Source organism: Klebsiella sp. 141198, assembly GCF_050600785.1.
Taxonomy (GTDB): Bacteria; Pseudomonadota; Gammaproteobacteria; order Enterobacterales; family Enterobacteriaceae; genus Klebsiella; species Klebsiella aerogenes.
Genome location: NZ_JAQIRM010000007.1, coordinates 284,847 through 309,547 on the forward strand (window position 1 = coordinate 284,847; position 24,701 = coordinate 309,547).

Consider the following 24,701-nt stretch of genomic DNA (forward strand, 5'->3'; position numbering starts at 1 on the left):
GCATATCTTCCCCCTACAAGGTAGGTTACTGGAGTCTTCTATGTCACAGGAACAATATCTCACACTCAATAAAGCGTCGGGGCCGAATAGCGACGCCCCGGCAACGCCGTTTGTTAAGATCGTCGCGTTGATTGCGACCTTAGGCGGTTTACTCTTTGGCTACGACACCGGGGTGATTTCCGGCGCCCTGCTTTTTATGGGTAAGGAACTGCATCTCACGCCGTTTACCACCGGGCTTGTGACCAGCTCGCTGCTGTTCGGCGCCGCATTCGGCGCACTGCTTTCTGGTCATCTGGCCAGCGCCGCAGGCAGAAAGAAAATCATCCTCTGGCTGGCGGTGATCTTCGCTATCGGCGCGGTCGGAACCGCCCTCGCGCCGGACGTCAACTGGATGATTTTCTTCCGCCTGGTTCTCGGCGTAGCGGTTGGCGGCGCGGCGGCAACGGTGCCGGTTTACATCGCTGAGATGGCGCCCGCCAACAAACGCGGGCAACTGGTCACGCTGCAGGAACTGATGATCGTCTCTGGCCAGCTGCTGGCCTATATCTCTAACGCCACCTTCCATGAGCTGTGGGGCGGTGAAAGTACCTGGCGCTGGATGCTGGCGGTGGCGACGCTACCAGCCGTGCTGCTATGGTTTGGCATGATGTTTATGCCGGATACCCCGCGCTGGTATGCGATGAAAGGCAGGCTGGCGGAAGCGCGCCGGGTGCTGGAGCGTACGCGGCGTAAAGATGATGTCGAGTGGGAGCTAATGGAGATTACGGAAACTCTCGACGAGCAGCGCAATCTTGGTAAGCCAAAAATTCGTGAAATCATGACCCCGTGGCTGTTTAAGCTGTTCATGATCGGTATCGGCGTGGCGGTTATTCAGCAGCTTACCGGCGTCAATACCATTATGTACTATGCGCCGACGGTGCTGACCTCGGTCGGTATGACCGATAACGCTGCGCTGTTCGCCACCATTGCCAACGGCGTGGTTTCGGTGCTGATGACCTTTGTCGGCATCTGGATGCTGGGGAAGATAGGCCGTCGCCCGATGACCATGATCGGCCAGTTCGGCTGTACCGCCTGCCTGGTGTTTATCGGCGCGGTGAGCTACCTGCTGCCGGAAACGGTCAATGGTCAGCCGGATGCGCTGCGCGCCTATATGGTACTGGCGGGAATGCTGCTGTTCCTGAGCTTCCAGCAGGGAGCGCTGTCACCGGTGACCTGGCTGCTGTTGTCGGAAATTTTCCCAACCCGGATGCGCGGGATGTTTATGGGCGGGGCGGTGTTCTCAATGTGGATTGCCAACTTCCTGATCTCGCTGTTCTTCCCGATGCTACTGTCGTGGGTCGGCCTCTCCGGAACCTTCTTTATCTTTGCGGCAATCGGTATCTTCGGCGCGATCTTCGTGATCAAATGCGTGCCGGAAACGCGCAATCGCAGCCTTGAGCAGATCGAACACTATCTGCGTGAGAAGCTGGATACCAGCCCGGCGGGAAAAGCCTACGCGCGTAAATCCTGGGCTTCGTCGCAGGCGGATAAAATCTAAGGCTTCGACAAAATCTCCCCGGCGCATTCTACGCTGGGGGCGGTTGGTCACCCGGCCTGGGCGTTTACGTCGCAAGCCGGGCGCCCCGCTACAGACCTGCGCTACTTCACTTCTCCCAGCGCGGTCTTATCAACATAAGGTTTCATTAGCGCGTCAGCTTCCTTCTGCGCCGTCTGTACCGCAGCTTCCGGCGTTACTTTGGCATCGTTGACCACCGCCGCCAGCTGGTTCTCCATCGCCTTACGCACGGCGACGGTCTCCCAGGTGGAGTACCACGGATGCGCGTACTTCAGCTGTTCAAGGGCGATCGCCGCCCGTGGATCCTGCTGCAGATATGCTTTCATCTCCGGCGTATCGTAAGAAGCCTTGCGCGGCGAGAAGTAGCCGGTAAAGCGGCTCCACGCGCCGTTCACCTGCGGGCTCACCAGATAAGTCAGGAACTGGTAGGCCGCTTTCTTCTGCGCGTCGTTGATGCCTTTAAAGCTCACCAGGCTGGCGCCGCCGATCGGCACCGCGCGCTGCTCTTTGGCTGGTAGCATGGCGACACCGAGTTCAAAATCTTTACTGTTCTCGCGCATAAAGCCCAGCGCGCCGGTGCTGAGCATCGCCATTCCGAGCTTGCCGGAGAAGAATGTGGCGCTGATCTGCTTCGAATTCAGTACCCCGGAAGGCATCACTTTGTCTTTGTAGATCAGATCCTGCCAGAAGCGCAGAGCGCCGATAGCGGTCGGCGAGTTGTAATAAACCTCACCCGGATAGTCTTCATTGAAATATTTACCGCCGTTGGCCCGCACAAGCGCCGAGAAGATCCAGCCGCCGTAGTCGTCGTTGGTCGACGGCAGCATGATCCCCCACTGGCCTTTGCTCTCGTCGGTCAGCTTTTTTGCATCGGCCAGCAGCTCGGCCCAGGTCTGCGGTGGTTGGGCGATCCCAGCCCGATCGAACAGCGTCTTGTTGTAGTAGAGGATTGGCGTCGAGTTATGGAATGGGATCGCATAGGTGGTGCCCATCACCTGGGCGTTCTTATGCATCGCGGGCCAGAACTCCTTTTGCAGAAAATCGCCGGCCTTTTGATCGCCATATTTAAACAGTTCGTCCATCGGCAGGATCTCACCCTTCAGCGCCAGATCGGTGGTGAAATTGGCGGACATGATCACCAGCGCCGGCGGTTGTCCGGCCTTCTGTGCGGATTCGGCTTTGATCTTGGTGGTGTCATAGTTGCCGGTGAAGATGCCGCGTACTTCGACATCCTGCTGCGAGTCGTTGAACGCTTTAATAACGCGGGTCATCTCCATCGTCAGCTTGCCGTCTACCGGGGCCGGAAACATAAAGTCTATTTTCTCTTTCGCCAGCGCCGCGCCGCTCAGAGCGAGGCTGAGCCCAACCGTCAGGGCGGTGAGGGGTTTAAACATGATTACACTCCATCAGTAAATTATGCTGGGTCTCAGCATGAAAAAGATGCACATCGGCAGGCGAGAAGCCGAGGATCAGCGATTCGCCTTTTTCCGGCACTGCGCCGCGGTGGCGACGGCTGAAGCGCAGGGTGCCGATCGGGGTGCTGACGTGGAGCAGATAATCGGCTCCCATCAGTTCTCGTTGCAGGACGGTGCCCGGCAGGCGCAGATGGCCTTGCTCCACGCGGTCGGTAATATGTTCCGGGCGAATGCCAAGCCAGACGCGGGTCTGGCTGCGGTGGCGCGACGGTAGCGGATGGCGTAGTTCGCCAAGCTGAACGTTACCGTCAACGCAGGGTAGCGATAGCAGATTCATTGCCGGCGAACCGATAAATCCAGCCACGAACAGATTGGCCGGGTTGGCATACAGATACTCTGGCCGCCCCACCTGCTGCACGTGGCCGCCGTTCATCACCACGATGCGGTCGGCCATCGACATCGCCTCGGTTTGATCGTGGGTGACGTAGACGGTACTGGTTTTCAACTGTTGGTGGAGGTCCATAATGCTGTCGCGGACTTCGCTGCGCAGGCGGGCGTCGAGGTTGGACAGCGGTTCATCCATTAAGAACAGCCGCGGATTACGCACGATCGCCCGCGCCATCGCTACCCGCTGCCGTTGGCCGCCGGAGAGCTTCGCCGGTTTGCGATCGAGCAGCGCCTCCAGCTGCAGCATCTGCGCGACTTTATCTACCCGCGACTGCCAGCCGCTTTTCTCTTCCTTGCGTACCTTCATGCCGAAGGTGATGTTGTCGCGCACCGAAAGATGTGGAAACAGCGCATAGTTCTGGAAGATCATCGCAAAATTGCGCTCGCGCGGCGTGGTGTCGGTGATGTTCTCATCATGCAACCAGATTTCGCCTTCGCTGACCTGATCCAGCCCGGCAAGCAGGCGCAGTAGGGTGCTTTTACCGCAGCCGGAGGGGCCGACCAGCACCACAAATTCGCCTTCGTGAATATCAAGCGACAGCGCGCTGAGCGCCGGTTTACCGTCGAAATGTTTACTGATGTTTTGCAGACTGAGCATGGCGGTTAGCGCTCTTCCGTTGGACAACTGATGTTTTCGTCGTACAGCCACGGCCCGGCGTAGTGGGCCAGCGAGTGCTGGTAGCTTACCCACTGCTCGCCGACCTGGCGGTGCATCAGGCACGAAGCCGGCGAGAGATCGTAATACGGACGAGTGTCTTCGTGGCAGTACGGTACCTGATGGACGGTGCCGGGGAGGGTGGAGATCAGCGCCTGGCGATACTGGGTCATGGTCAGGCTATGGTTATGGCCGCAGAAGATGCGCGTCAGCGACGGGAAACGCTCCACTAGCGCCAGCAGACGGTGGCCGTTTTCGCAGGCAATCGGGTCCATCTGCGCGTTGCCCAGCGGTAGCGGCGGGTGGTGCATAAACACCGTTGCCGGTTTGTCGCCGCCGTCGAACAGCTGCGCTTCCAGCCAGCTAATGGTCTCGTCGGTCAGCCAGCCTTTTGAAGTGCCGGCGCGGCTGGAGTCGATAAACAGCAGGCGGGTAGCGAAGTCGTCAACCGCATAGCGCATATTATTGGCATCGTTGCCGAGCTGCGGGCACAGCGGCTGCAGGTACTCCAGAAACAGCGCTTTATCATCGTGGTTGCCGGGGATGAGATACAGCGGATAGTTCAGGCTGCCGAGGATCTGGCGGGCGACCTGATACTCCTCCGGACGGCCGCAGTTGACGATATCGCCGCTCACCACCACCGCATCCGGGCGTTCGCGCAGCGCGTTAAGTTGAGAAACCACATCAGCATTGGCGGCGTTGACGTCGATAAAGCCGTACAGCTTCTCGCCGCGGCTGCGGAAATGGGTATCGGAAATGTGCGCTAACAGCATGAATAACTCCTTATTTGATCCCGGAGAAGCCGAAGCTTCGCAGGAACTGTTTCTGGAAAAGGATGAATGCCAGCATCAGCGGCAGGCAGACCATCAGCGTCCCGGCGCCGATGGTGCCCCACTGGCCGCCGGATTCAGCGCCCATGGCGAAAGAGACCAGCCCGACAGTCAGCACCTGCTTATCGGGATCGTTGAGCATCATCAGCGGCCACAGGTACTCGTTCCAGTGGTAGGTAATGCTGACGGTGGCGAAGGCCAGCACCGACGGCCAGGACATCGGCAGCAGTACGCGGAATAGCACCTGCCACCAGCGGCATCCCTCCATCAGCGCCGCCTCTTCCAGCTCTTTCGGGATGGCGAGGAACGCCTGGCGCATCAGAAACACGCCGAACGCCGAGGTAAAGTAAGGCATCATCACGCCGGTCAGAGTGTTGAGCAGGCCGAAGGTTTTCAGGGTCAGCATGTTCGGCACCATCATCACCACCGGCATGATCATCAGCTGGACGAGAAACAGCAGAAATAGCATTTTCTTGCCGCGAAATTCGTGGCAGGCGAAGACGTAGCCGGCGGTGGTGATGGTGAGTAGCTGCACGAAGAAAGTGCCGAAGGTAAAGATAAGGGTGTTGGCGTACAGGTTCAGCCAGTCGGCGCTGTCCCAGGCGTCGCGGAAGTTATCGAGGGTCAGCGGCAGGCGCGGCAGCAATGAGGCCATATCTTCGCCGAAGGTGGTGGCGCTGAACGAGGTCGCCAGCATCCAGATAAACGGGCTCACCCATAGCAGCGCCAGGCAGCACATGATTACCGTCAGGGTAAAGGGCTGTGAGCGACGCAGGCGCAACCACAGCGGACGCGCAGCGGCGGGCGAGCGGACCATCAGCGGCGAGATTTCAGCGCTCATAGTGGGCTCCTTTTTCCAGCAATTTCAGGTTAATCAGCGAGAAGGCAAACAGCCCGGCCAGCGTCAGGAAGGTGGCGGCGGAGGCTTTGCCGAGGTCATGGGTATCCCAGGCGAGATTCTGGATGTAATAGAGCAGCACGGTCGTGGCGTTATCCGGCCCGCCGCGCGTCATCACCGCGACGTGATCAATCTGGGTAATGGAGTAAATCAGCGCGGTGGTGATAACAAAGCTCAGCGTCGGGCGCAGCAGCGGCAGCGTGACCTTAAAAAACACCTGGGTGCGGCTGGCCCCTTCCATCAGCGCCGCTTCCCGCGTTGAGGCCGGAATGCTCTGCAGCCCGGCGAGGAAAAACAGCATGTAGTAGCCAGCGAATTTCCACACGCCAATCAGCGCCAGCGCCAGCAGCGCGCTGTTGCTGCGCCCCAGCCAGTTGTTGTTCTGAGGGCCAAATAGCTTCGCCAGATAGTGATCGAGCAGGCCGAGGCCGGGCATAAAAATAAACAGCCACAGCGCGGCGGCGCTAACCATCGGGATAATCATCGGGAAGAAAAAGGCGGTGCGCAGCCAGCGGTTGACGCGGTGATTCTCGCTCAGCGCCACCGCCAGCAGCAGAGCGAGCGTCACGCCGGGTACCACCGTCAGCAGGATATAGAGCAGATTATTGACCAGCGATTGCCAGAAAACGCCGTCGGCAAACAGGCGGGCGAAGTTATCCAGCCCGACGTACTGTGCGCCGTCGCTGGCCATGCGGGTATCAAACAGGCTGTCATAGACCGAACGGCCAAGCGGAAACCAGGTAAACAGCAGTAAAAACAACAGGGAAGGCGACAGTATCAGCCAGGGGAGCCAGCGCTTATTCATGGTGACGGGCGTCTCGTTCAGGCGTTTATGGAAGCCCGGATTGTGGGAAGTGATGACTACAGAGGAATGGCGGGGAGATGACGGTTTGATGAAGCAAGGAGAAAAGCGCCGGGCGCACGGGACGCCCGGCGATAAAGAACAATCAGAAGTCGGCTTTTAGTACCGCGCGATAGCGGGCTTTGCCTTCGCGCACGTGTTTCAGCGCTTCGTTAATTTGCGACATCGGGAACAGTTCGGTGGTTGGCGCCACTTTGCTACGCCCGGCAAATTTCATCAGCTTACGCAGTTCGGACGGGTTACCGGTCGCCGAGCCGGAGATGCTGCGGTCGCCGCCGATAAGGGTAAAGGCCGGTACCGGGAATGGCTTCATCACAGCGCCGACGGTGTGGAAGTTGCCGCCGTAAGCCAGCGCCTGGAAGTACGGCTGCCAGTCGAGATCCACCGCTACGGTGTTGATAATCAGATCGAACTGACCGGCCAGCGCGGTTAACGCCTGCGGATCGCGGCTGTTCACCACCCGGTCGGCACCCATTGCCAGCACTTCCTGCTCTTTCGCCGGGTTGGAACTGAAAGCGGTCACTTCCGCCCCCATCGCCCGCAGCAGTTTAATCGCGATATGGCCGAGGCCGCCGATACCAATCACGCCGACGCGGCTGGTGGCGGTCACGTGGTGGGTCAGCAGCGGTTTGAAGACGGTGATGCCGCCGCACAGCATCGGGCCGGCGGAAGCCAGATCGATGCTCTCCGGCAGCGGGATCACCCATTGCCAGTCGGCGCGCAGCTTATCGGCGAAGCCGCCGCGGTTCATAATGGTCGGTACCGAGCCTTCCAGGCAGTTGATCTGATTGCCGCTGATACAGGCGTCGCAGTGGCCGCAGCTGCGTGCTGTCCAGCCGATCCCGACCTTCTGACCAATCTTCAGCCCTTTATCCTGCGCCGCGCTGCCCAGCGCCGCCACCCGGCCAATCACCTCGTGTCCGGCGACCAGCGGGTAGCTCGACATGCCCCATTCGTTGTCGATCATCGACAGGTCCGAATGACAAATCCCGCAGTACTCCACTTCGACTTCAACATCTTCCGGCAACAGTTCGCCGGCATCGTACTCCCACAGCGACAGATCGGCGCCCGCTTCTTTGGCGGCGTAACTTTTAATGATGCTCATGTTTGTTTCCTTGGGGTTGGCGTAGTAACGAAGAAAGTGTAGAGCATGGCAACAGGCGTCGCTTGGCATTAGGAGGGGTGGATAAGCGGGCGGACCAGCCGCCCGGGAGACGGTCAGCGGCTGGCAAGCGGCCACTGATTGAGGCGGATGCCGCGCTGCGGCGCGCTCTCGGCAAAATCATCCAGCACCGCCTGTACATCCGGGTCAAGATAGCCGACGTTATCGTGCTCGACGATCACCACGCTCTTTTCCGGAATTTTCGCCAGCAGGGCCAGCAGATGTGGATTGTGTAAAAAGGTCAGGTTCTGCTGGATGCGCAGCACGTAGTGGTCGTCGTAACGGGCCAATTGCAGCGAATGGCGATGGCTACGCCAGATGCTGAATGCCACCTGGGTGGCGAGGCCAATCCCGATCCCCGCCAGCATGCCGAAGCCGATAATCCCGCCAATGGTGGCAAGGAAAGGGACGTACTGCGCGGCGCCCTGGCGGAACTGTTCAATGAACAGCCGCGGCGTCGCCAGCTTATAGCCGGTGTACAGCAGCACGGCAGCGAGGCTGGCGAGTGGGATTAACGTCAGCAGGCCGCTAAACCACAGTCCGCAGATCAGTAGCAGCACGCCGTGGATAAAGATCGACAGTTTGCTCTGCGCGCCGTTGCTGACGTTGACCGAGCTGCGGACGATGACCGCGGTGATCGGCATCGCCCCGAGTACCCCGGAGAGCAGGTTGCCGACGCCCTGGGCGACCATTTCGCGGTTCGGCGAAGGCGGCGGATTTTGCGGACGCAGTTTTTTCAGCGCCTCCTGGCTGAGCAAGGTTTCGAGGCTGGCGACCAGTGCGAGGGTCAACGCCACTATCCACACCGACGGATTACGCCACGCGCTCCACGCAGGAGACTCCAGCTCGCCCAGCAGATCGCCGAGGCTACCGAACTCCGGCAGGGTAATGCGAGGCAGAGCGGCAAGCTGCTGCGGCGCGGCTTGGGTCATTATTACGGTGGTGACACAACCGAGCAGGACAGCGATCAGCGGGCCGGGGATCCAGCGCAGGCTCTTCACCCGGCGGATAAGCGGCGAACCCCACAGCCATAGCACCAGTAGGCCGCCCAGGGCGACGGCGATAGCACTGAGGGAGAAAGCGGCATTGCCCTGAACCACATCGGCAAGCCCGGTCTCTTCCGCCGTGCCGAGCGCAACGGGGATCTGCTGCATAATCAGCAGGATGCCGATCGCCGCCAGCATGCCTTTGATGACGCTGGCGGGAACCAGCGAGATAAAGCGCCCGGCCCGCAGGATGCCGAACAGCAACTGCAGCACGCCGGCCAGCACCAGCGCCATCAGGAAGACGGAGAAGGAACCCTGGGATTCAATGGCGGCGACGACGATGGTGACCAGTCCGGCGGCGGGGCCGCTGACGGCGAAGCGGGAGGGACTGAGGGCGGTGACGACCAGGCCGCCGATGATACCGGTCAGCAGACCGACAAAGGGCGGTAAGCCGCTGGCCTGGGCGATGCCGAGGCACAGCGGCAGGGCGACAAGGAAGACGACAATGCCTGCGAGAGAGTCCTGACGAAGAGTATTCATGGGGCATGCTCCTGAGGTGAGAGGTGTTCGACGAGGGTGGTCAGATGGCCGGATGCCAGATCGTAGACGCAGCCGTGCAGGCTGAGCGGCCGTCCGCTGGCGAGCAGCGTCTGTACGGGATCGCAGTCAAGCAGGCGGCTGAACTGGGCGCGAACGTTGGCCTCCACCAGGGCATTAAGCGCTTCGGCCGCGTCGGTGACAGTGTCAGTGTCAGTGGGTGTCAGATTAGCGATATCACCCTGCAGGGTATCGCGCAGCGAGCCGATGCGGCGGGCCAGCGCCGAGGACTCACGGGCTAGCGGCATCTGCGGCAACGAGAGCGCCGCCTGAACGCCGCCGCAGCCGTAGTGGCCGCAGAGCACCACCCGTTCGACCTCGAGATAGTGGAGGGCATATTGTAATACGCTCATAAAGTTGTCGTCGGCGGGGTCAATCATGTTAGCGATATTACGGTGGACGAAGAGTTCGCCGGGATGGCTGCCGGTGAGCACTTCGGCGGGAACGCGGCTATCGGAGCAGCCAATCCACAGCGAATGTGGCCGCTGCCCGGCTACCAGTTTTTCAAAATATTCCGGGTCATGCTGGCACTTCTGCAGCGCCCAGCTGCGGTTACGCGCCAGTAAAGGTTTTAAGGTAGTCACAGTCTTTCTCCTGATTAAATTCACCGAGTGAAGATGTCCATCGAGACTCGTACAGCGACTAGTAAAAATAGTATTTACCGGAACTTTCACGCCTGAGGAAAATCCTGGAATAAAGAGTGAGAACAAAACTTTTCATTAATGTAAAGTTATAAAAATATTGGCGTAATTAATAAATTCTTAAGGATTGCGGTAATAAGAAAAAGCGATGGAGTAGTTTTTTATGGAATATATAAATTAATTACATTAATTATTCTGGAATCTTATATTGAGTGCTCGAGGAAGCGTAAATACTTATGGTGGGCGGCGATAAAACGTTGGCGCGATGAGGGGGGAGGTGAGATGGATTTGAGAAAAATTGGGGCGGAATTGGTGATGTGTTGGCAGTAGGGGCAGGGAAGCGAAGGCCAGGGAGCCGGTTTGCTGCGCATTGATGGCTGAAAAATGTGACGCCACACCGCTCGTTTGTGGGATTGCGCTGTTTTTTTCAACACTTAGCACTACTGATGCACGCTGTCGCTTGCATGGCGGCTATCGACAGGTATAATCCAAAACGTTTTCCGTATCCCTTCAGTGCCGAAGTGGCGAAATCGGTAGACGCAGTTGATTCAAAATCAACCGTAGAAATACGTGCCGGTTCGAGTCCGGCCTTCGGCACCATCGGAACATCAATAGACGTCAACGGACGTCTTTTTTTGTGCCTGAAATCCAGTATCCGCAAGGCTTTCCTCGCTTTTTCACTCAACCTAAGTCAACCTGATTCAATCTACATCAACTTACTGATGCGGGTACAACTGCGGGTATATCCCGGTTCGATAATGTTTGTACCCACACAGAACCCTTGAAAGGATACTCATCATGGCTCTGAGTGATGTGAAGGTTCGTTCGGCAAAGCCTGAAGCAAAAGCCTACAAACTGACTGACGGTGATGGCATGGTTTTGCTGGTTCACCCTAACGGCTCAAAATACTGGCGGCTACGTTATCGCTTTGGCGGTAAAGAGAAGATGCTGGCACTGGGAAAATACCCCGAAGTCTCGCTGGCGGATGCCCGGGCACGCCGGGATGAAGCCCGTAAACTGTTAGCTAATGGCGTCGATCCCAGTGAGAACAAGAAAGCCGTTAAGGTAGAGCAGGAGCAAGAGGCAATAACGTTTGAAGTGGTAGCCAGAGAGTGGCACGCCAGCAATCAGAAGTGGTCTGCATCGCATAGTGCTCGTGTATTGAAAAGCCTCGAAGACAATTTATTTACTTCAGTTGGGAAGCGAAATATCAAAGATATTGGTACTCGTGACTTACTGGTCCCAATTAAAGCAGTGGAAAAGTCAGGACGCCTTGAAGTGGCTGCGCGTCTTCAACAGCGAACAACGGCAATAATGCGCTTTGCGGTACAGAACGGCTTAATTGATTACAATCCTGCACAAGAGATCGCTGGTGCGATCGCAACAGCTAAACGAAAGCATCGTGCTGCGCTAGATCTCAACCGCATTCCTGAGTTACTCCATCGCATTGATAACTACACCGGCAGACCATTAACGCGGTTAGCTGTGGATTTGACGTTACTGGTTTTCATTCGTTCGAGCGAGTTACGTTTTGCTCGCTGGACAGAAGTGGATTTTGAAACGGCTATGTGGACGATTCCGGGCGGGCGTGAGCCACTGGAAGGAGTTAAGCATTCTCAACGTGGTTCGAAGATGCGTACTCCACATCTTGTTCCTTTGTCGCGACAAGCTCTCGCTATCTTGCAAAAGATCAAAAGCATGAGTGGAAACCGTGAGCTGATCTTTGTGGGCGATCACGATCCGCGTAAACCTATGAGTGAAAACACGGTGAACAAGGCGCTGAGAGTGATGGGTTATGACACGAAAACGGAAGTCTGTGGGCATGGTTTCAGGACGATGGCGTGTAGTTCTTTGATTGAATCGGGATTGTGGTCGAGGGATGCGGTGGAGCGGCAGATGAGTCATCAGGAACGAAATTCTGTGCGAGCGGCTTACATCCATAAAGCGGAGCATCTGGGGGAGCGTAGGCTAATGCTGCAGTGGTGGGCGGATTACCTGGATGCGAACCGTGAGAAGAGGGTGAGTCCATTTGAATACTCTAAAGACAAAAAACGATAGCAATGATTAGTTATAAGTTCCTGCAGGCCAAAGTGTCGCTAATTGGCATATGATCTCACTGGAACCTATGTCGGGTATTTATGCCCGACATGTATCCTGAATTTAAAAATGTTGAATATGCATGTTTTACTGTCCATACGTTCAATGTTTTCCCAACTGATGTAATTTCATTTCAGCTTGAATTTTTTTTGCTTTTTTCGCATTTTGGGATACGATTTGCATCGTTAAGCACAACGATAAGGACCATTATGATCCGCTGCCATCTTGCTCGGCTCATGGGCGAACATAAGATGCGAATAGCCGATGTTGTCAGGGAAACTGGCCTGAGTCGCAACACTATCACTTTGCTTTATAAAGAGACGGCTCAGAAGGTTGACCTGGATACATTAGAAAGGCTTTGCGTGCTTTTTGACTGTGAAATACACGATTTACTGCAAAAGGTTCCTGCTTCGCAGAATCGTTCAGAGAAAAATTAATGACACTGATTAACCTAAAAGATCTCGAAGCCCATCTTTGGCATGCTGCCCATATTATCACCGGGCCTATCGATGCGTCAGATTACAAAACGTACATTTTCCCAATCCTGTTCTTCAAGCGCATTTGTGACGTATATGACGAAGAATTTGCCGATGCGATGGAGAGCGTTGGGGATGCAGAGCTTGCCAAGGGGAAGATGTTTCACCGCATTCAGATACCTGAAAATTGCCACTGGCGTGATGTTTTCGTCGAGACCAAAGACATTGGTCAGGCTTTAAAAGACTCTTTCCGTGGTATAGAACTGGCAAACCCTAAACTGCATGGCATTTTTGGCGATGCCAGCTGGACCAATAAAGAACGCCTTTCTGATGAGTTACTGGCTACGTTACTTAATCACTTCAATAAGGTGAATCTCGGCGTTGCCAGTGTCCGTGATGATGATATGGGGCGCGCATACGAGTACCTGATCAAACGTTTTGCTGATAAAGCTAACAAGAAAGCTGGTGAGTTCTACACCCCACGTACTATTGTTCGCTTGATGGTTAACATTCTTGATCCAAAAGCTGGTGAGAGTGTCTACGATCCCGCCTGTGGTACTGGTGGTATGCTGCTTGAAACTATCCACCATGTAAAAGAAAACGGTGGCGATCCGCGCTTGCTAAAAATTAAAGGTCAGGAAAAAAACCTGACTACCGAAGCCATCGCGCGAATGAACCTGTTCCTGCACGGTCAGGAGGATTTCGATATTGTTCGCGGGGATACGCTGCGTGAACCTAAGTTTTTACAAAGCGATCGTTTAGAAACCTTCGACTGCGTTGTTGCCAACCCACCATTTAGCTTGAAGGAATGGGGATACGATCTGTGGTCGAACGATCCCTATGGCCGTAAGCAATATGGTCTGGCGCCTAAAACAAATGGTGATTTTGCTTGGGTGCAGCATATGTTTGCTTCACTTAACGACAATGGACGTATGGCTGTCGTGTTACCTCATGGTGTGCTGTTTCGTGGCGGCGCAGAGGGAGTAATACGAACCAAATTGCTGAAAGAAAATCGCATTGTGGCGATTATTGGTGTCGCTTCCAACCTGTTCTATGGGACTGGGATTCCTGCGTGTATTTTAGTGCTGCGTAAATCACGCCCGGCAACGCATAAAGATCATGTATTGATCATCAATGCTGAAGAAATCTATACCAAAGGGCGTGCGCAGAATACGCTGTCCAACAAGCAGGCTGATGACATATACCAAATTTACCATGGCCTTGCTCAACAGGGACCGGATGCAAAAGACATCGAAGGCGTTGCGCGCTGGGTACCTCTGAAGGAGATTGAAGAGAATGACTTCAATCTTAATATTGCTCGTTATGTGCAAAAACCACTCGAAGAAGAAACCATTACTGTGGAAGAAGCGCTCAAAAATTTTCAACGGAATCTGGCTAAGCTGAAAAAAGCAGAAGAGGAGCTGGAAGCCCTGCTTATCAAAGAAGGGTTCGAGGTATGAGTACCATGAGTAATAAAAAGCTGGAAGAGCTGCTCTGGGGAGCTGCTGAGTTTCTTCGCGGCCAAATCGACGCATCAGACTACAAGCAGTATGTCTTCCCCTTGCTATTTTATAAACGCCTGTCAGATGTCTATCTGGAAGAATATAACGAGGCGATGGAGCTCCATGAAGGCGATGCCGAATATGCCGCCATGCCGATGTTTCACCGTTTCAACATTCCAGTTGAAGCCAGTTGGGAAAAGGTCCGCAATACCAGTAAAAACATTGGTGAAGCGATCCAGAATGCGCTTCGACTAATTGAAGCCAATAACCCGCGTTTACATGGCGTCTTCGGTGATGCGCAGTGGACCAATAAAGAGCGCCTGCCCGATCATCTGCTGGCTGATCTGATTGAACATTTCAGTAAAATTCCGCTAGGTATTAAATCTGTCGCCCAGGATGATCTTGGTGAGGCCTACGAATACCTGATAAAAAAGTTCGCTGATGATTCCGGCCATACGGCAGCAGAGTTCTACACCAACCGAACAGTCGTGCATTTAATGACGCGCATTATGGGCTTAAAACCGGGTGAAACAGCCTATGATCCGACGTGCGGTACTGGAGGGATGCTGCTAAATGCAGTGATGGATCTTCGTTCAAGAGGGGAAGAGTGGCGCTCTGTGCATCTCTATGGGCAGGAAGTGAACTTGCTGACCTCCGCAATCGCCCGTATGAATATGTTCTTGCACGATATCGAAGAATTTGATGTGTTGCGCGGTGACACTTTGGCTGAGCCGAAGTTTATTGAAAACGATCGGCTCAAGCAGTTTGATGTGATTTTTGCTAACCCGCCGTACTCCATCAAAAAATGGAATCGTGACAAGTTTGCTGCCGATCCGTATGGTCGAAACCTTTATGGCGTGCCACCGCAGGGCTGTGCTGATTATGCGTTTTACACCCATATCATTAAAAGCCTGAAGCCAGATACCGGTCGCGCTGCCATGCTCTGGCCACACGGTGTTCTGTTCCGTGATTCTGAGCAGGCCATTCGTAAACAGGTGATTGAATCGGACATCATTGAAGCGGTGATTGGGTTAGGCCCGAATTTATTCTACAACTCTCCGATGGAGTCTTGCGTGGTGGTGCTTAATTGCAATAAGCCAGCTGAACGCAAAAACAAAGTGTTGTTTATCAACGGGGTTGAGCATGTCACCCGTGAACGTGCTCATAGCAGTTTATCTGATAACGATTTGTCGGTGTTATGCGAAGCTTATTTTAACCCTCAGGAAAAACGCGATATTGCAGCTTTGGTGGATGTTCAAGAAATAAAAGGCAATCTCTACAACTTGTCGATTCCATTATATGTTGAGTCACAAGGTGCTGACGAAATATATGGCCTGCAGCATGCCATTGAGGCATGGAAAATTAGTCGTTTGAAATTAAAAAAACAGACGAATAGATTATTGGACAATCTCTCACAGCTAGGTTATGAGGTGAGGAAAAATGACTGTTAAGCGTATTGTTAAGTTTGGGGATATTTGCCGGGAAGTGAAGCTTACCTCTAAAAGTCCTGTTGCTGATGGTTACAAACGGTATATTGGTTTGGAGCATCTAGACTCTGGCTCTTTGAAAATAAAACGTTGGGGAAACATTGAAGATGATAATCCTAGCTTTACTCGTGTTTTTAAAAAAGGACATGTGTTATTTGGTAAGCGTCGCCCCTATTTAAAAAAAGCAGCTATAGCCGAATTTGATGGCATTTGTTCTGGTGATATTATTGTCATGGAACCCAACAGCGATGTTGTTGATTTGTTCCCATTTATAGTTCAGTCCAATGATTTTTGGGCTTGGGCAATTCAAACTTCATCTGGTTCACTCTCTCCGAGAACCAAATTTAAATCTCTTGCCAATTTTCAGTTAACTCTTCCTGATTTAAATGGGAAAAGAAAATTATTTGAACAAATTAAGGTTTCTAATCTTGTAGTTAAAGCAACTGATGGATTAATTGATGCACAAGAACATTTAATTAACACCCAGTATTTAGATGTTTTCAAAAAACGCTTTGGGATTTATGATAGCAAAAAGTTCCCAACAAAAATATTGTCAACATCTAATTGTGAAATAAAAAAACTTAAGGAGTTATTAATCAGTAAACCTCAGAATGGACAGTTTGTTAAGGATGGTACTGATGGTCAAGTTACATGTTTATTTCTTAATGTTGTTGATGGCTATGTAAACTCATATTCTAATGAAGATCAGCGGGAGTCAATTAGCTGTTCTAAAAGGGATTTTGAAAAATATCGCTTAAAGAAAGGAGATATTCTTTTCAACCGTTCCTCGTTAGTTAAAAATGGAATTGGATGGCCATACCTTGTTTTAAATGAAGATAAGCCTTCAACATTTGATTGTCATTTTATCCGAGTAAATGTTGATATTGATAATATTTTACCAGAATATTTGTATATTTATGCCCTTTCACCCTGGGCAAGAAAGTATTTTTTATGTGTGGCTCAAACGACAACTATGACCACAATTAGTCAAAGCGAAATTGAAAATCTACCGGTGCTTCTGCCTTCTCTTGAGGAGCAAAAGGAAATAATATCTATTTTTTCAGATTTATTTATATTCAGAGGGTTGTATAAGCATCATGTGAATAATGTAGCTAAATTAAATTCAGAGTATTTAAGTGAAAAATTAAGGGCTGAATAAATGTTTAACGAACAAACCGTCACAGAAAATGGAATTATCGACCGTTTAAAAGGTTTAAGCGGAGTCAAGTGGACATACTGCCACGGAGAAAATCTGCCTAAACAAGCGCAGGATATCTTCGTTGATGAGTGGCTAAAAGACGCGCTTTGTTCGTTAAACCCTGATATCGGCAGACAGTCTGACTATGCTGATGAGGTGATCTATAAACTTCGGGGAGTGATTTTAGAGGCCCGCCATACCGGTCTGGTAAAGGCCAATGAAAACTTCCAGGAATGGCTGATGGCTGAAAAAACCTTGCCTTTTGGCAAGAATGGCGACCATATCACCATCAATCTGATTGATTTTGACAATATAGAAAATAACCACTTTGTGGTGGCACAGCAGGTCCACTATATCGCGGCCACTGAAGTCTATTTTGATATTGTCCTTTATGTGAACGGTATACCACTAGTTGTAGGCGAAGTTAAAACCGCAACACGCCCTAGCGTAACCTGGCAAGACGGTGCCGCCGACTTTATGGGCGGCAAAAAGTACTACTGGAAAAATGTTGAATCTTTCTTTGTCCCTAACTTACTGTGCTTTGCCAGCGAAGGAAAAACCTTTGCCTATGGCGCAATTAATGCCCGAGTTAAAGACTGGGGGCCATGGCATAATACTGAGCTTCGTGATGAGATTTTACCAGGATTAGCATCGGTACTAAACAGCTGCGAGAGTTTGTTAAATCCGCAAACCTTATTGCAGTTACTGGAATCTTTCGCATTATTTTCAACCGTCAAAACGGGCAAAAATACTCCACCCAAACGCGTTAAATTCCTGCCGCGTTATCCGCAATTTGAAGCAGCAAAACAAATTGTTGAGCGTGTTCGCAGAGGCTATCCAAAAAAAGGTCTGATTTGGCATTTCCAGGGATCGGGTAAATCCTTGTTGATGCTTTACGCCGCTAAAATGCTGCGTGCCGATAATGCGTTAAAAAATCCGACGGTACTCATTGTTGTGGACCGGCGTGATCTGGACAGCCAAATTAACGAGACCTTTGGTGGAGCCGACGTTAAGAATCTGATTAAAGTGCAAAGCTGCAAAAAGTTGGGCGAATACATTGAGCAAGACAGCCGTGGCATTTTGATCACCACCATCTTTAAATTTAAAGATATCGAAATTGATGATAGCAGCCCCAATGGTTTGAACAACCGTGACAACATCATTGTGTTGGTTGACGAAGCTCACCGTACCCAGGAAGGTGGGTTAGGCGAGAAAATGCGCTGGGCGCTGCCCAATGCCCACTTCTATGGCCTGACGGGTACTCCGATTTCTGGCATTGATCGTAATACATTCAAGTTGTTCGGTGCCGAAGAAGATCCTGGTCGCTATATGAGCCGCTATAGCTACAAGCAGTCGATCCGTGACGGCGCGACTAACCCGGTGAAATTCGAACCTCGGTTGGCTGAACTCCGAGTGGATCGTGATGCTATCAACGAAGAATTCGAGCAACTGGCTACCGAAAACAACCTGGATGAAGAAGAAAAAGCAGCATTGTCCAGACGCGCCGGCAAGCTGGCCATCATGCTGAAATCCCCCAGACGCATGGCTGCGGTGAGTAATGATATTGTTGAGCATTTTACCGGCCATGTTATGCCGAAAAAGATGAAAGGCATGGTTGTGGTATACGATCGTGAAGCCTGTGTGCAGATGTATTATTTGCTCGGTGAAAAGCTCGGTTTTGATGCGGTTGAAGTGGTTATGAACGTTGACCAGGCTCCGGTTAAAGTTGAAGAGGGTGGCAAAAAAGATAAGCTCAATAAGGACTGGCTCAAATGGCATGACGAATTGGAGCTACCTGTTAAACAAGCCGATTTCGAACGCTGGCAGCACATTGATGCGGAAGAGCAGGTACAGAAGGATCTGATTGAATGCTTTAAAGATCCTGAACATCCGTTACAGCTTATCATCGTTACCGCCAAGCTGCTTACGGGCTTCGATGCGCCAATTTGCTACTGCATGTACCTCGATAAGCCTCTACGCGATCATACTCTTCTTCAGGCCATGTGCCGAACCAACCGGTTGTACGAAACCGATGCTGTACGCAAGGACATGGGATTAATTATCGACTACCTTGGCGTTTTCGAAAACCTGCGTACCGCTCTGGCCTACAACCCTGAAGAAATTGAAGGGGTTGTAGAGGGAATTGAGGCATTTAAAGAGCTATTGCCGTTACAACTAAATAAATGTCTGGCCTTCTTCCCTGGTATAGATCGTTCTATAGAAGGCTTTGAAGGCATTATGGCTGCGCAGGAATGCCTGCCAACCAACGAGAAGCGTGATGAATTCGCAGCTAGCTTTGGTGTGTTATCCAAGTTATGGTCAGCTATCAACCCAGACCCTTTTTTGACCCCTTATCGTCAAGACTATAAATGGCTGGCGCAAATTTATGAATCGGTGCGTCCGGTGGGGCAGACTGGTGCGCTTGTTTGGGCTGCCCTTGGCCCTGAAACAATCAAGATGATCCATGAGCATACTGATATCAATCGTATTCGCGATGATATTGACGAGTTGGTCATGGACGAGCACGCTATTTTTACCCTGACCGCTAAAGAACAGGAGCAACGCGCCAAGCGTCTGGAGATTGATCTTATGGGGCGTTTGCGCGGCAGTCATGATCCTAAATTTGTGGCATTGGGCGAGCGTCTGGAAAAACTGCGTCAGGACTATGAAGCTGGTGTTATCAAGGCCATCGACTGGTTGAAAGGCCTGTTGGATGCTGCGAAAGATACCGTACAAGCCGAGCGCGAAACGGGCGAGCGCCCAGTAACTGAAGCTGATAATAAACAGGCTTTGACCAAGCTTTTCCTCGAAACACGCCCAGAAACTACCCCTAAGTTAATCGGTGATGTTGTTGAGCAAATTGATAAAATCGTCAAAGCTACCCGTTTTGATGGCTGGCAAAACTCCAACAGTGGCCCTCGCGAAATCCAAAAGGCACTTTTGCTGACCTTGGCTCAGTTTGGACTAGGGAAAGATAAAGAGTTGTTCCGGAAGGCGTATGGGTACATTGAGGGACATTATTGAGTTTAATTAATTATCAAATTTAAACCACCTTCTATGGAGGTGGTTTTTTATCTACTTTAATAGCTAGTATGGGGAGGTTATTTCTCCCATTACAGAAAGATAACGACAGTTATCTATTGAGGATGCGGATGGACAATGGGCTGAAATTAGTCTCACTGGTTCTGGTGAAATAGGCTGAAGAGCATGGCGTGATGCGAAAATTTATTAAATCAGGTAAATCAATGAAATGTTAACGAACGTTTTAACTGGAACTATTTGATAGAGATATTATGTTCATAACCCTAAATGAGTCACGGACAATCACAGAGCGCTGGCTGGTGGAATATAACAGCGAGGAGCCTCATGAATCTCTGAATAACTGATCCCGGAAGAGTACCGACTGATGACCGAAAACCCTGGACTCTCAAAAAGTGCGTGGAACTAAAACAGATGTACTTACAGTTTTACTTCCCTTGCTTCAGAATATGCATACGGGCAATGTTACCCCCCCGTTGTCTGTCAGTGTGTTGGCCAGGTATTCAAACTACGGGCGTTTCGTGTCGTATTCAGGATAGTATTGCAGCATACTGCCGCAGAGGTGATAGGTGTAGCGGTCGTAAGGAGCAGTCTGTGCAACTATAAAATCAAGACGTCAGATAGATAGCATACGGATTTCAATCAAAGCAAGTTTAACTTTATTCTGTGTAGTGTTGTGCCGTAAAAAATACCGTTTCCATTTTATTCGTTTAACATCAGGTACAACTAACCACAGATGTACTCTATTCGTGGGCATATTACGGCTTATATAATTTCCTGCTTTATACAGGATATTCTCAATGGAGTTGCGAGATAGTGAAGATTTAAAAGCATGTTTGCACTGAACAAAAATAGTGTCATCCCCTTTTCGCAGAATAAGGTCGATACCACCATCATTAAACCCTGCTGTGAGCCCTCTGTATTCCACTTCATATCCCTCAGCCTCAAATGCCTGACCAGTAAATTTTTCGTAAAGAGAACCCCAGCCATGAGGATCAAGATCGGCAAAATGACCGGTAAACAAAAGAGTATTCTCTGTGAGAACTGAGTAGGTCTTCATACTGTGATCCAGTTTGAGGTATCCAGCCTGAAGTACAGTTCCAATACCCTTCATAATCAGCCTCCTGCAGTAAGTAATTAGGTAATATGAAACGTATAGTGATTGTGAGAAAAGCGCACTTCAAACGGTTCTCTCCCGTTAATAAATCATGTTAACTCGCGAGAGAATCTTCTTGGGGGCCTTAGGATGATGCTTGCTCCTCAGTTGGCGTTGCTGCAGAAGTATCAGGGTTCACATCGTTACACGGTGGATGGTTCCTGAGCCAAGTCTCGAATAAATGCCCAAATTTAGATCCCAGGTAGATATCTTCAATCTGGGAAATTATATAACCTATAACAGTAATAATAGCGGAAGCATAAATCAATAAAAACAAGATAAACAACCCTGTCTCTTTGCTTCTCCAGAAAGAAGAGATGGAATCCCATCCTGCATAAATAAACATAGCAACTGCAAATATCCCGAACAAGGTAGTTATCACGTAGGATCTGCGGACAACCTTGGTGTTAACGCTGAACCCTTTCTCAGGATAGTGACCGATAATTGTGTTTTTCAGAAAACCTCGCAGACGTACATCCAGCGAGCTAATATTTTCAGCCGCCATACAGGAAACCAGTTGGTGACAATGCCATACCGGCAAATACATTCCCAGTTGTTCATATAAAAGTTTCATTTGAACAAGAACATGCGGCGTTGTTGTTTTTTCCTTTAACGCATCAATTTTCGAAAAAATCTCTACTTTCTTATCCGCAGGAATTTTATCAAACTGGTATTTTCGTTTAGGTCGTGGGTTACCAACGATTTTTCCTGTCCAGTCAATAACTTTCTTTATCAAATACAGAACTACGGGGATGAGTAACCCTGTAACAATATCAATCCCAGAAATCGATGACATTCTTATACTCCTTAAACACGTAATATCAACACTCAGGCCAACCAGGATAGCATAGCGAATTATACCGTTTCAGTACAGATGAATTGTTTTAGATATCACTTGCTGATACAAATACAGCTATATCATTAATCGTATCCACTTTTTTGTTCTAAAAAGGCAGATCTGTCTTTTCATCGTGATGTTCCGGAAATAATTAGAATAAATCGATGGCCTGTATGAGATTTAATGCTGATTCATCTGTTGTTCTAAAACAAGGTGTGTTTGTCGTGATAATAAAATTTATTTGTTTGAGTTTAGGATTGTTATTTCTTGCTTATCGATTTAGCACCATTGTGATGTATGTATATCAGCGATATTGCAGGGGCTTAAAGCGAGTGGTTTACTGAATGTTGAAAGTTAATCTTAATCAGTGACTGGGTTAGCCCTGGTTTTCTGAAGATTAAAGGACACTTGATAAAGATAATGGCCATCTAGTCAGAGTGTGAAGTAATGGGTAGTGATTATTCTAAAAATACGAAAACATATGATGATACCAATGAGTTAAAAATCATTGGTATCAGAGGATAGTACTGACAGTGTTATTGGGGGGGGATATGTACCAACGAATAAGAAAGACACATACTGGGATTGTAGTTGTGCAGACAGCCCTAGGGAAAGTTCGTAAAACTGTGAAATTGTATCGAACAGATAAAGCGTGGGTGGTATCCGCTGGAGAGTCATATAGCCTGGACTGCGGGAGCAGGATAATCGGGAGTCCACGGGCAGATATTCTTTTGTTGGACAGCATCAAACCCCTGTAAGTAAATTGGGGAAATACATCGTTAAGAAATCATGTTTTCTGTCCTGAACTATTCTGAATCAAATTATTTGCTTTTGACTCTCACCTGTTCACTAGTAACCGCTGCCATCAGCGAGAAAATAGCATCATCTTGAGGGCGGATAATTGTCACGGGGATATGCCCACGCAGCCTCTTACGTAATAGTGGTTTCTGGCTGAGAAGATAACGCTGATAGCCATCCATCACGTGATAATGAAGTTCTTCAGCCCGTCCCACAGTGACAACGATAGGTTGAGTGAATCCATCCTGTAACAATGACAACTCCAGTATTTTTCGTTCAACCGGACTTATGGTATCCGGATTATAGTCGTTTGCTATCACGCACTCAGCTGGTATCCACTGGACGCAACCGACGGGTTCATTGCGAAACGGGCCATGATAGTGTATGAATCGTTGCAGGCTATTCAGTGCAGCAATTTTCTCTAAATCATTCATTTTTGAAAGCCAGTCTGCAAGCGAGTGTACGATATCTTCGGGTAACATAATTTTTATTCCTGCATCAGATAACTGGCTTCAGTCGTAAGAGTTGCCATTATGATGGTTATTTTTGAGTACATTATATTAAAAGTGATCAGGTGACAGTGGGTTATACGTCAGTAACTGGACAGCAATCCTGAGGGAATATCCGCAATGTTCACCTGTATGTGTTAACTCATTTATCGCTCCTGATTCTGTCTGTTCTTTTGCGAGTCCAGCAGCAGCTTTTTATCATTTTTCAGTATATTCAGGACGTTGTTTCGTTAGAGAGTTGTTATGCAATTCTTTTCAACCCTGGCTTTCAATCGTTCTCTGACCTCAGAGCGTATATTTTCCACCTCAGCAGGTGATATAAATTCTGTTCTTTGCAGGAAAGAACAAAATCGGGTGCCATAAAGAATGTCACGCAGACGTGCTGGCATCTCCAGTTGCATCAGCAAACGGTGTTTTTCATTCCATATTTTGCTTTTTGGGGCATCTAATTCAGTCATAAGCTCATCCCTTGTCTGAAAACCAGACCAGATCGCCTGGAGCATTCGCATACGAAAAGGTGTGATTTTTCTGTCGAGCATTTCCCGATATATCAGTAACGACATATAGTCCATCAGTGGTGCTTCGAGGTGGAATATCTGAGGCACTTCAGAAAATCCGACAGGAAGCGTCGGTGATTGCAGAAAATCAGCCAGAAGGCTTTTTTCCGGACAATAACCGGAAGGAACTGTCAGGAACTCATATAGTTGCTGGCTGGTTACCATCATGGATAACTCGTCATGCATCATGCAGGGAAGATCGCCCCATACCCTGAGCATGAGTCTGTCGTTGAAGAATATCTCGTCGCTGATGACCAGGGCCGGATGGTCAAACAGCTCCTGTCTGAGTGCGTAAAAGAGGAAAACATGCTCTCGTGGACGAAGACATAAAATCAGTGCCGCCCGTGGCTCAACCGTGAGCCGCTCAATCAGTGATGGCAGGTCGAATATCGCCCGGCACTCACTGTCCGGCAGCATGGTCGTGGTCAGGCTCTGTACGGCACTGACCACAGGCCAGCAGTCACCATAAAGAATGACGTTCCTGCTTGCGGGCATTTTTAGTGATGGTTCAGTCATTGTTCGTCCCCCCCTTTTACCGGGGATGGATTACCTTTTCTCAGGTTATTCCAGATAAGAGTGGCCTGTGTCGTGTCTGCATTACCAATACGTCTGCGGGTCAGGCGTCTTTTCTCCCCGGGGAGACGTTTTTTACGGGAACCGGGAGGCATCACGCGGGTGACCTGAATTTCGTAGCGATAAACGTTATTGGCCAGTAACATTTCACGACTTTCAACGATTACTCGTCGGGTTTTGTTACGCAAATAGGCCATCAGGTAACTGGCCCGCTGGACAGGTACACGGAACGCCTCCGAAATCTGATTGCGGTTGACCCAGTCGTGCTGTTGCAGGCACCACCACGCCACCAGGATATACAGAGGTTCTCCACGATACTGACGGACGGACTCCGGTATATAACAGGCATCATATCCGGCCTGACTCGGGTGATGAGTGTGGTCTGCTTCGTTAATTTTTTTCTCTGAATACATAATGACAACT

At 50.6% G+C, this 24,701-nt stretch carries 20 protein-coding genes, 1 tRNA gene and 2 pseudogenes; 9 read left to right on the forward strand and 14 right to left on the reverse strand.

Annotation, left to right across the window (positions count from 1 at the left end; genetic code table 11):
• Nucleotides 1-40: 40 nt before the first annotated feature.
• Entirely contained in the window at nucleotides 41-1,537 is a 1,497-nt protein-coding gene (locus PGR10_RS22675) for a sugar porter family MFS transporter (protein ID WP_015368530.1), read from the forward strand.
• Nucleotides 1,538-1,638: 101 nt separating this feature from the next.
• Here PGR10_RS22675 and PGR10_RS22680 read toward each other — a convergent pair whose 3' ends face one another.
• The 8 genes from PGR10_RS22680 to PGR10_RS22715 form a co-directional block, all read right to left on the reverse strand.
• Nucleotides 1,639-2,949 carry an ABC transporter substrate-binding protein gene (locus PGR10_RS22680; protein ID WP_430924138.1) on the reverse strand — a complete coding sequence of 437 codons (1,311 nt, stop codon included), beginning with the start codon at nucleotides 2,947-2,949 and terminating at the stop codon, nucleotides 1,639-1,641.
• A complete protein-coding gene (locus PGR10_RS22685) occupies nucleotides 2,942-4,015 on the reverse strand; it encodes an ABC transporter ATP-binding protein (protein WP_213794701.1) in 1,074 nt (357 codons plus the stop codon). The genes PGR10_RS22680 and PGR10_RS22685 overlap by 8 nt, the downstream gene beginning before the upstream one ends.
• A gap of 5 nt (nucleotides 4,016-4,020) precedes the next feature.
• A complete protein-coding gene (locus tag PGR10_RS22690) occupies nucleotides 4,021-4,845 on the reverse strand; it encodes a phosphodiesterase (RefSeq protein ID WP_113374811.1) in 825 nt (274 codons plus the stop codon).
• A gap of 10 nt (nucleotides 4,846-4,855) precedes the next feature.
• The gene (locus PGR10_RS22695) at nucleotides 4,856-5,743 is read right to left on the reverse strand and encodes a carbohydrate ABC transporter permease (RefSeq protein ID WP_430924139.1); all 888 of its coding nucleotides are present in this window, start codon (nucleotides 5,741-5,743) and stop codon (nucleotides 4,856-4,858) included.
• Nucleotides 5,733-6,605 (reverse strand): carbohydrate ABC transporter permease, encoded by an 873-nt coding sequence (locus PGR10_RS22700; protein WP_015368525.1) that lies wholly within the window; start codon nucleotides 6,603-6,605, stop codon nucleotides 5,733-5,735. Before PGR10_RS22700 ends, PGR10_RS22695 begins: the two co-directional genes overlap by 11 nt.
• Nucleotides 6,606-6,747: 142 nt before the next feature.
• Entirely contained in the window at nucleotides 6,748-7,767 is a 1,020-nt protein-coding gene (gene ahr / locus PGR10_RS22705; RefSeq protein ID WP_032709732.1) for an NADPH-dependent aldehyde reductase Ahr, read from the reverse strand.
• A 113-nt stretch (nucleotides 7,768-7,880) separates the two neighbouring features.
• A complete protein-coding gene (locus PGR10_RS22710) occupies nucleotides 7,881-9,350 on the reverse strand; it encodes a SulP family inorganic anion transporter (protein WP_430924140.1) in 1,470 nt (489 codons plus the stop codon).
• A complete protein-coding gene (locus PGR10_RS22715; RefSeq protein ID WP_430924141.1) occupies nucleotides 9,347-9,991 on the reverse strand; it encodes a carbonic anhydrase in 645 nt (214 codons plus the stop codon). Before PGR10_RS22715 ends, PGR10_RS22710 begins: the two co-directional genes overlap by 4 nt.
• Nucleotides 9,992-10,563: 572 nt before the next feature.
• Between PGR10_RS22715 and PGR10_RS22720 the strand changes: the two genes are divergently transcribed.
• The 8 genes and pseudogenes from PGR10_RS22720 to PGR10_RS22755 all read left to right on the forward strand — a co-directional run.
• Nucleotides 10,564-10,648: transfer RNA gene (locus PGR10_RS22720), tRNA-Leu, on the forward strand.
• 198 nt (nucleotides 10,649-10,846) lie between these two features.
• The gene (locus PGR10_RS22725; protein ID WP_430924142.1) at nucleotides 10,847-12,106 is read left to right on the forward strand and encodes a tyrosine-type recombinase/integrase; all 1,260 of its coding nucleotides are present in this window, start codon (nucleotides 10,847-10,849) and stop codon (nucleotides 12,104-12,106) included.
• Nucleotides 12,107-12,354: 248 nt separating this feature from the next.
• Nucleotides 12,355-12,582, forward strand: coding sequence for a helix-turn-helix domain-containing protein (locus PGR10_RS22730; protein WP_048216907.1), 228 nt, complete (start codon nucleotides 12,355-12,357; stop codon nucleotides 12,580-12,582).
• A complete protein-coding gene (locus PGR10_RS22735; RefSeq protein WP_430924144.1) occupies nucleotides 12,582-14,081 on the forward strand; it encodes a type I restriction-modification system subunit M in 1,500 nt (499 codons plus the stop codon). Before PGR10_RS22730 ends, PGR10_RS22735 begins: the two co-directional genes overlap by 1 nt.
• Nucleotides 14,082-14,086: 5 nt before the next feature.
• Complete coding sequence (locus PGR10_RS22740) at nucleotides 14,087-15,574, forward strand: type I restriction-modification system subunit M (RefSeq protein ID WP_274920285.1); 1,488 nt, start codon at nucleotides 14,087-14,089, stop codon at nucleotides 15,572-15,574.
• A complete protein-coding gene (locus PGR10_RS22745; RefSeq protein ID WP_080151413.1) occupies nucleotides 15,564-16,769 on the forward strand; it encodes a restriction endonuclease subunit S in 1,206 nt (401 codons plus the stop codon). Before PGR10_RS22740 ends, PGR10_RS22745 begins: the two co-directional genes overlap by 11 nt.
• On the forward strand, nucleotides 16,770-19,832 hold the full coding sequence (locus PGR10_RS22750) for a type I restriction endonuclease subunit R (protein ID WP_430924145.1): 3,063 nt from the start codon (nucleotides 16,770-16,772) through the stop codon (nucleotides 19,830-19,832).
• A gap of 101 nt (nucleotides 19,833-19,933) precedes the next feature.
• A pseudogene (locus tag PGR10_RS22755) lies at nucleotides 19,934-20,256 on the forward strand (integrase core domain-containing protein); the annotation flags it as partial.
• A 14-nt stretch (nucleotides 20,257-20,270) separates the two neighbouring features.
• Here the strand turns inward: PGR10_RS22755 and PGR10_RS22760 are convergent.
• The 6 genes and pseudogenes from PGR10_RS22760 to PGR10_RS22785 form a co-directional block, all read right to left on the reverse strand.
• Nucleotides 20,271-20,451 (reverse strand): annotated as a pseudogene (locus PGR10_RS22760) (putative zinc ribbon protein); the annotation flags it as partial.
• Between the two features lie 12 nt (nucleotides 20,452-20,463).
• On the reverse strand, nucleotides 20,464-20,961 hold the full coding sequence (locus PGR10_RS22765; protein WP_013367827.1) for a restriction endonuclease: 498 nt from the start codon (nucleotides 20,959-20,961) through the stop codon (nucleotides 20,464-20,466).
• Nucleotides 20,962-21,088: 127 nt separating this feature from the next.
• A complete protein-coding gene (locus PGR10_RS22770; protein ID WP_430924146.1) occupies nucleotides 21,089-21,799 on the reverse strand; it encodes a hypothetical protein in 711 nt (236 codons plus the stop codon).
• An 863-nt stretch (nucleotides 21,800-22,662) separates the two neighbouring features.
• Entirely contained in the window at nucleotides 22,663-23,121 is a 459-nt protein-coding gene (locus tag PGR10_RS22775) for an IbrB-like domain-containing protein (protein ID WP_430924147.1), read from the reverse strand.
• Between the two features lie 257 nt (nucleotides 23,122-23,378).
• Nucleotides 23,379-24,221: a hypothetical protein gene (locus PGR10_RS22780; RefSeq protein WP_430924148.1), complete on the reverse strand. Its 843-nt coding sequence runs from the start codon at nucleotides 24,219-24,221 to the stop codon at nucleotides 23,379-23,381.
• A complete protein-coding gene (locus PGR10_RS22785) occupies nucleotides 24,218-24,691 on the reverse strand; it encodes a CaiF/GrlA family transcriptional regulator (RefSeq protein ID WP_430924149.1) in 474 nt (157 codons plus the stop codon). The genes PGR10_RS22780 and PGR10_RS22785 overlap by 4 nt, the downstream gene beginning before the upstream one ends.
• Nucleotides 24,692-24,701 lie beyond the last annotated feature (10 nt).

What these genes read in the sequence shown, in the direction of transcription:
- PGR10_RS22730 (WP_048216907.1), top strand. Translation starts at nt 12,355, where the DNA reads ATGATCCGCTGCCATCTTGCTCGGCTCATGGGCGAACATAAGATGCGA.
- PGR10_RS22680 (WP_430924138.1), bottom strand. Translation starts at nt 2,949, where the DNA reads ATGTTTAAACCCCTCACCGCCCTGACGGTTGGGCTCAGCCTCGCTCTG.
- PGR10_RS22750 (WP_430924145.1), top strand. Translation starts at nt 16,770, where the DNA reads ATGTTTAACGAACAAACCGTCACAGAAAATGGAATTATCGACCGTTTA.
- PGR10_RS22765 (WP_013367827.1), bottom strand. Translation starts at nt 20,961, where the DNA reads ATGAAGGGTATTGGAACTGTACTTCAGGCTGGATACCTCAAACTGGAT.
- PGR10_RS22745 (WP_080151413.1), top strand. Translation starts at nt 15,564, where the DNA reads ATGACTGTTAAGCGTATTGTTAAGTTTGGGGATATTTGCCGGGAAGTG.
- PGR10_RS22735 (WP_430924144.1), top strand. Translation starts at nt 12,582, where the DNA reads ATGACACTGATTAACCTAAAAGATCTCGAAGCCCATCTTTGGCATGCT.
- PGR10_RS22780 (WP_430924148.1), bottom strand. Translation starts at nt 24,221, where the DNA reads ATGACTGAACCATCACTAAAAATGCCCGCAAGCAGGAACGTCATTCTT.
- PGR10_RS22775 (WP_430924147.1), bottom strand. Translation starts at nt 23,121, where the DNA reads ATGTTACCCGAAGATATCGTACACTCGCTTGCAGACTGGCTTTCAAAA.
- PGR10_RS22685 (WP_213794701.1), bottom strand. Translation starts at nt 4,015, where the DNA reads ATGCTCAGTCTGCAAAACATCAGTAAACATTTCGACGGTAAACCGGCG.
- PGR10_RS22695 (WP_430924139.1), bottom strand. Translation starts at nt 5,743, where the DNA reads ATGAGCGCTGAAATCTCGCCGCTGATGGTCCGCTCGCCCGCCGCTGCG.
- PGR10_RS22710 (WP_430924140.1), bottom strand. Translation starts at nt 9,350, where the DNA reads ATGAATACTCTTCGTCAGGACTCTCTCGCAGGCATTGTCGTCTTCCTT.
- ahr (WP_032709732.1), bottom strand. Translation starts at nt 7,767, where the DNA reads ATGAGCATCATTAAAAGTTACGCCGCCAAAGAAGCGGGCGCCGATCTG.
- PGR10_RS22675 (WP_015368530.1), top strand. Translation starts at nt 41, where the DNA reads ATGTCACAGGAACAATATCTCACACTCAATAAAGCGTCGGGGCCGAAT.
- PGR10_RS22690 (WP_113374811.1), bottom strand. Translation starts at nt 4,845, where the DNA reads ATGCTGTTAGCGCACATTTCCGATACCCATTTCCGCAGCCGCGGCGAG.
- PGR10_RS22740 (WP_274920285.1), top strand. Translation starts at nt 14,087, where the DNA reads ATGAGTAATAAAAAGCTGGAAGAGCTGCTCTGGGGAGCTGCTGAGTTT.
- PGR10_RS22770 (WP_430924146.1), bottom strand. Translation starts at nt 21,799, where the DNA reads ATGTCATCGATTTCTGGGATTGATATTGTTACAGGGTTACTCATCCCC.
- PGR10_RS22700 (WP_015368525.1), bottom strand. Translation starts at nt 6,605, where the DNA reads ATGAATAAGCGCTGGCTCCCCTGGCTGATACTGTCGCCTTCCCTGTTG.
- PGR10_RS22785 (WP_430924149.1), bottom strand. Translation starts at nt 24,691, where the DNA reads ATGTATTCAGAGAAAAAAATTAACGAAGCAGACCACACTCATCACCCG.
- PGR10_RS22725 (WP_430924142.1), top strand. Translation starts at nt 10,847, where the DNA reads ATGGCTCTGAGTGATGTGAAGGTTCGTTCGGCAAAGCCTGAAGCAAAA.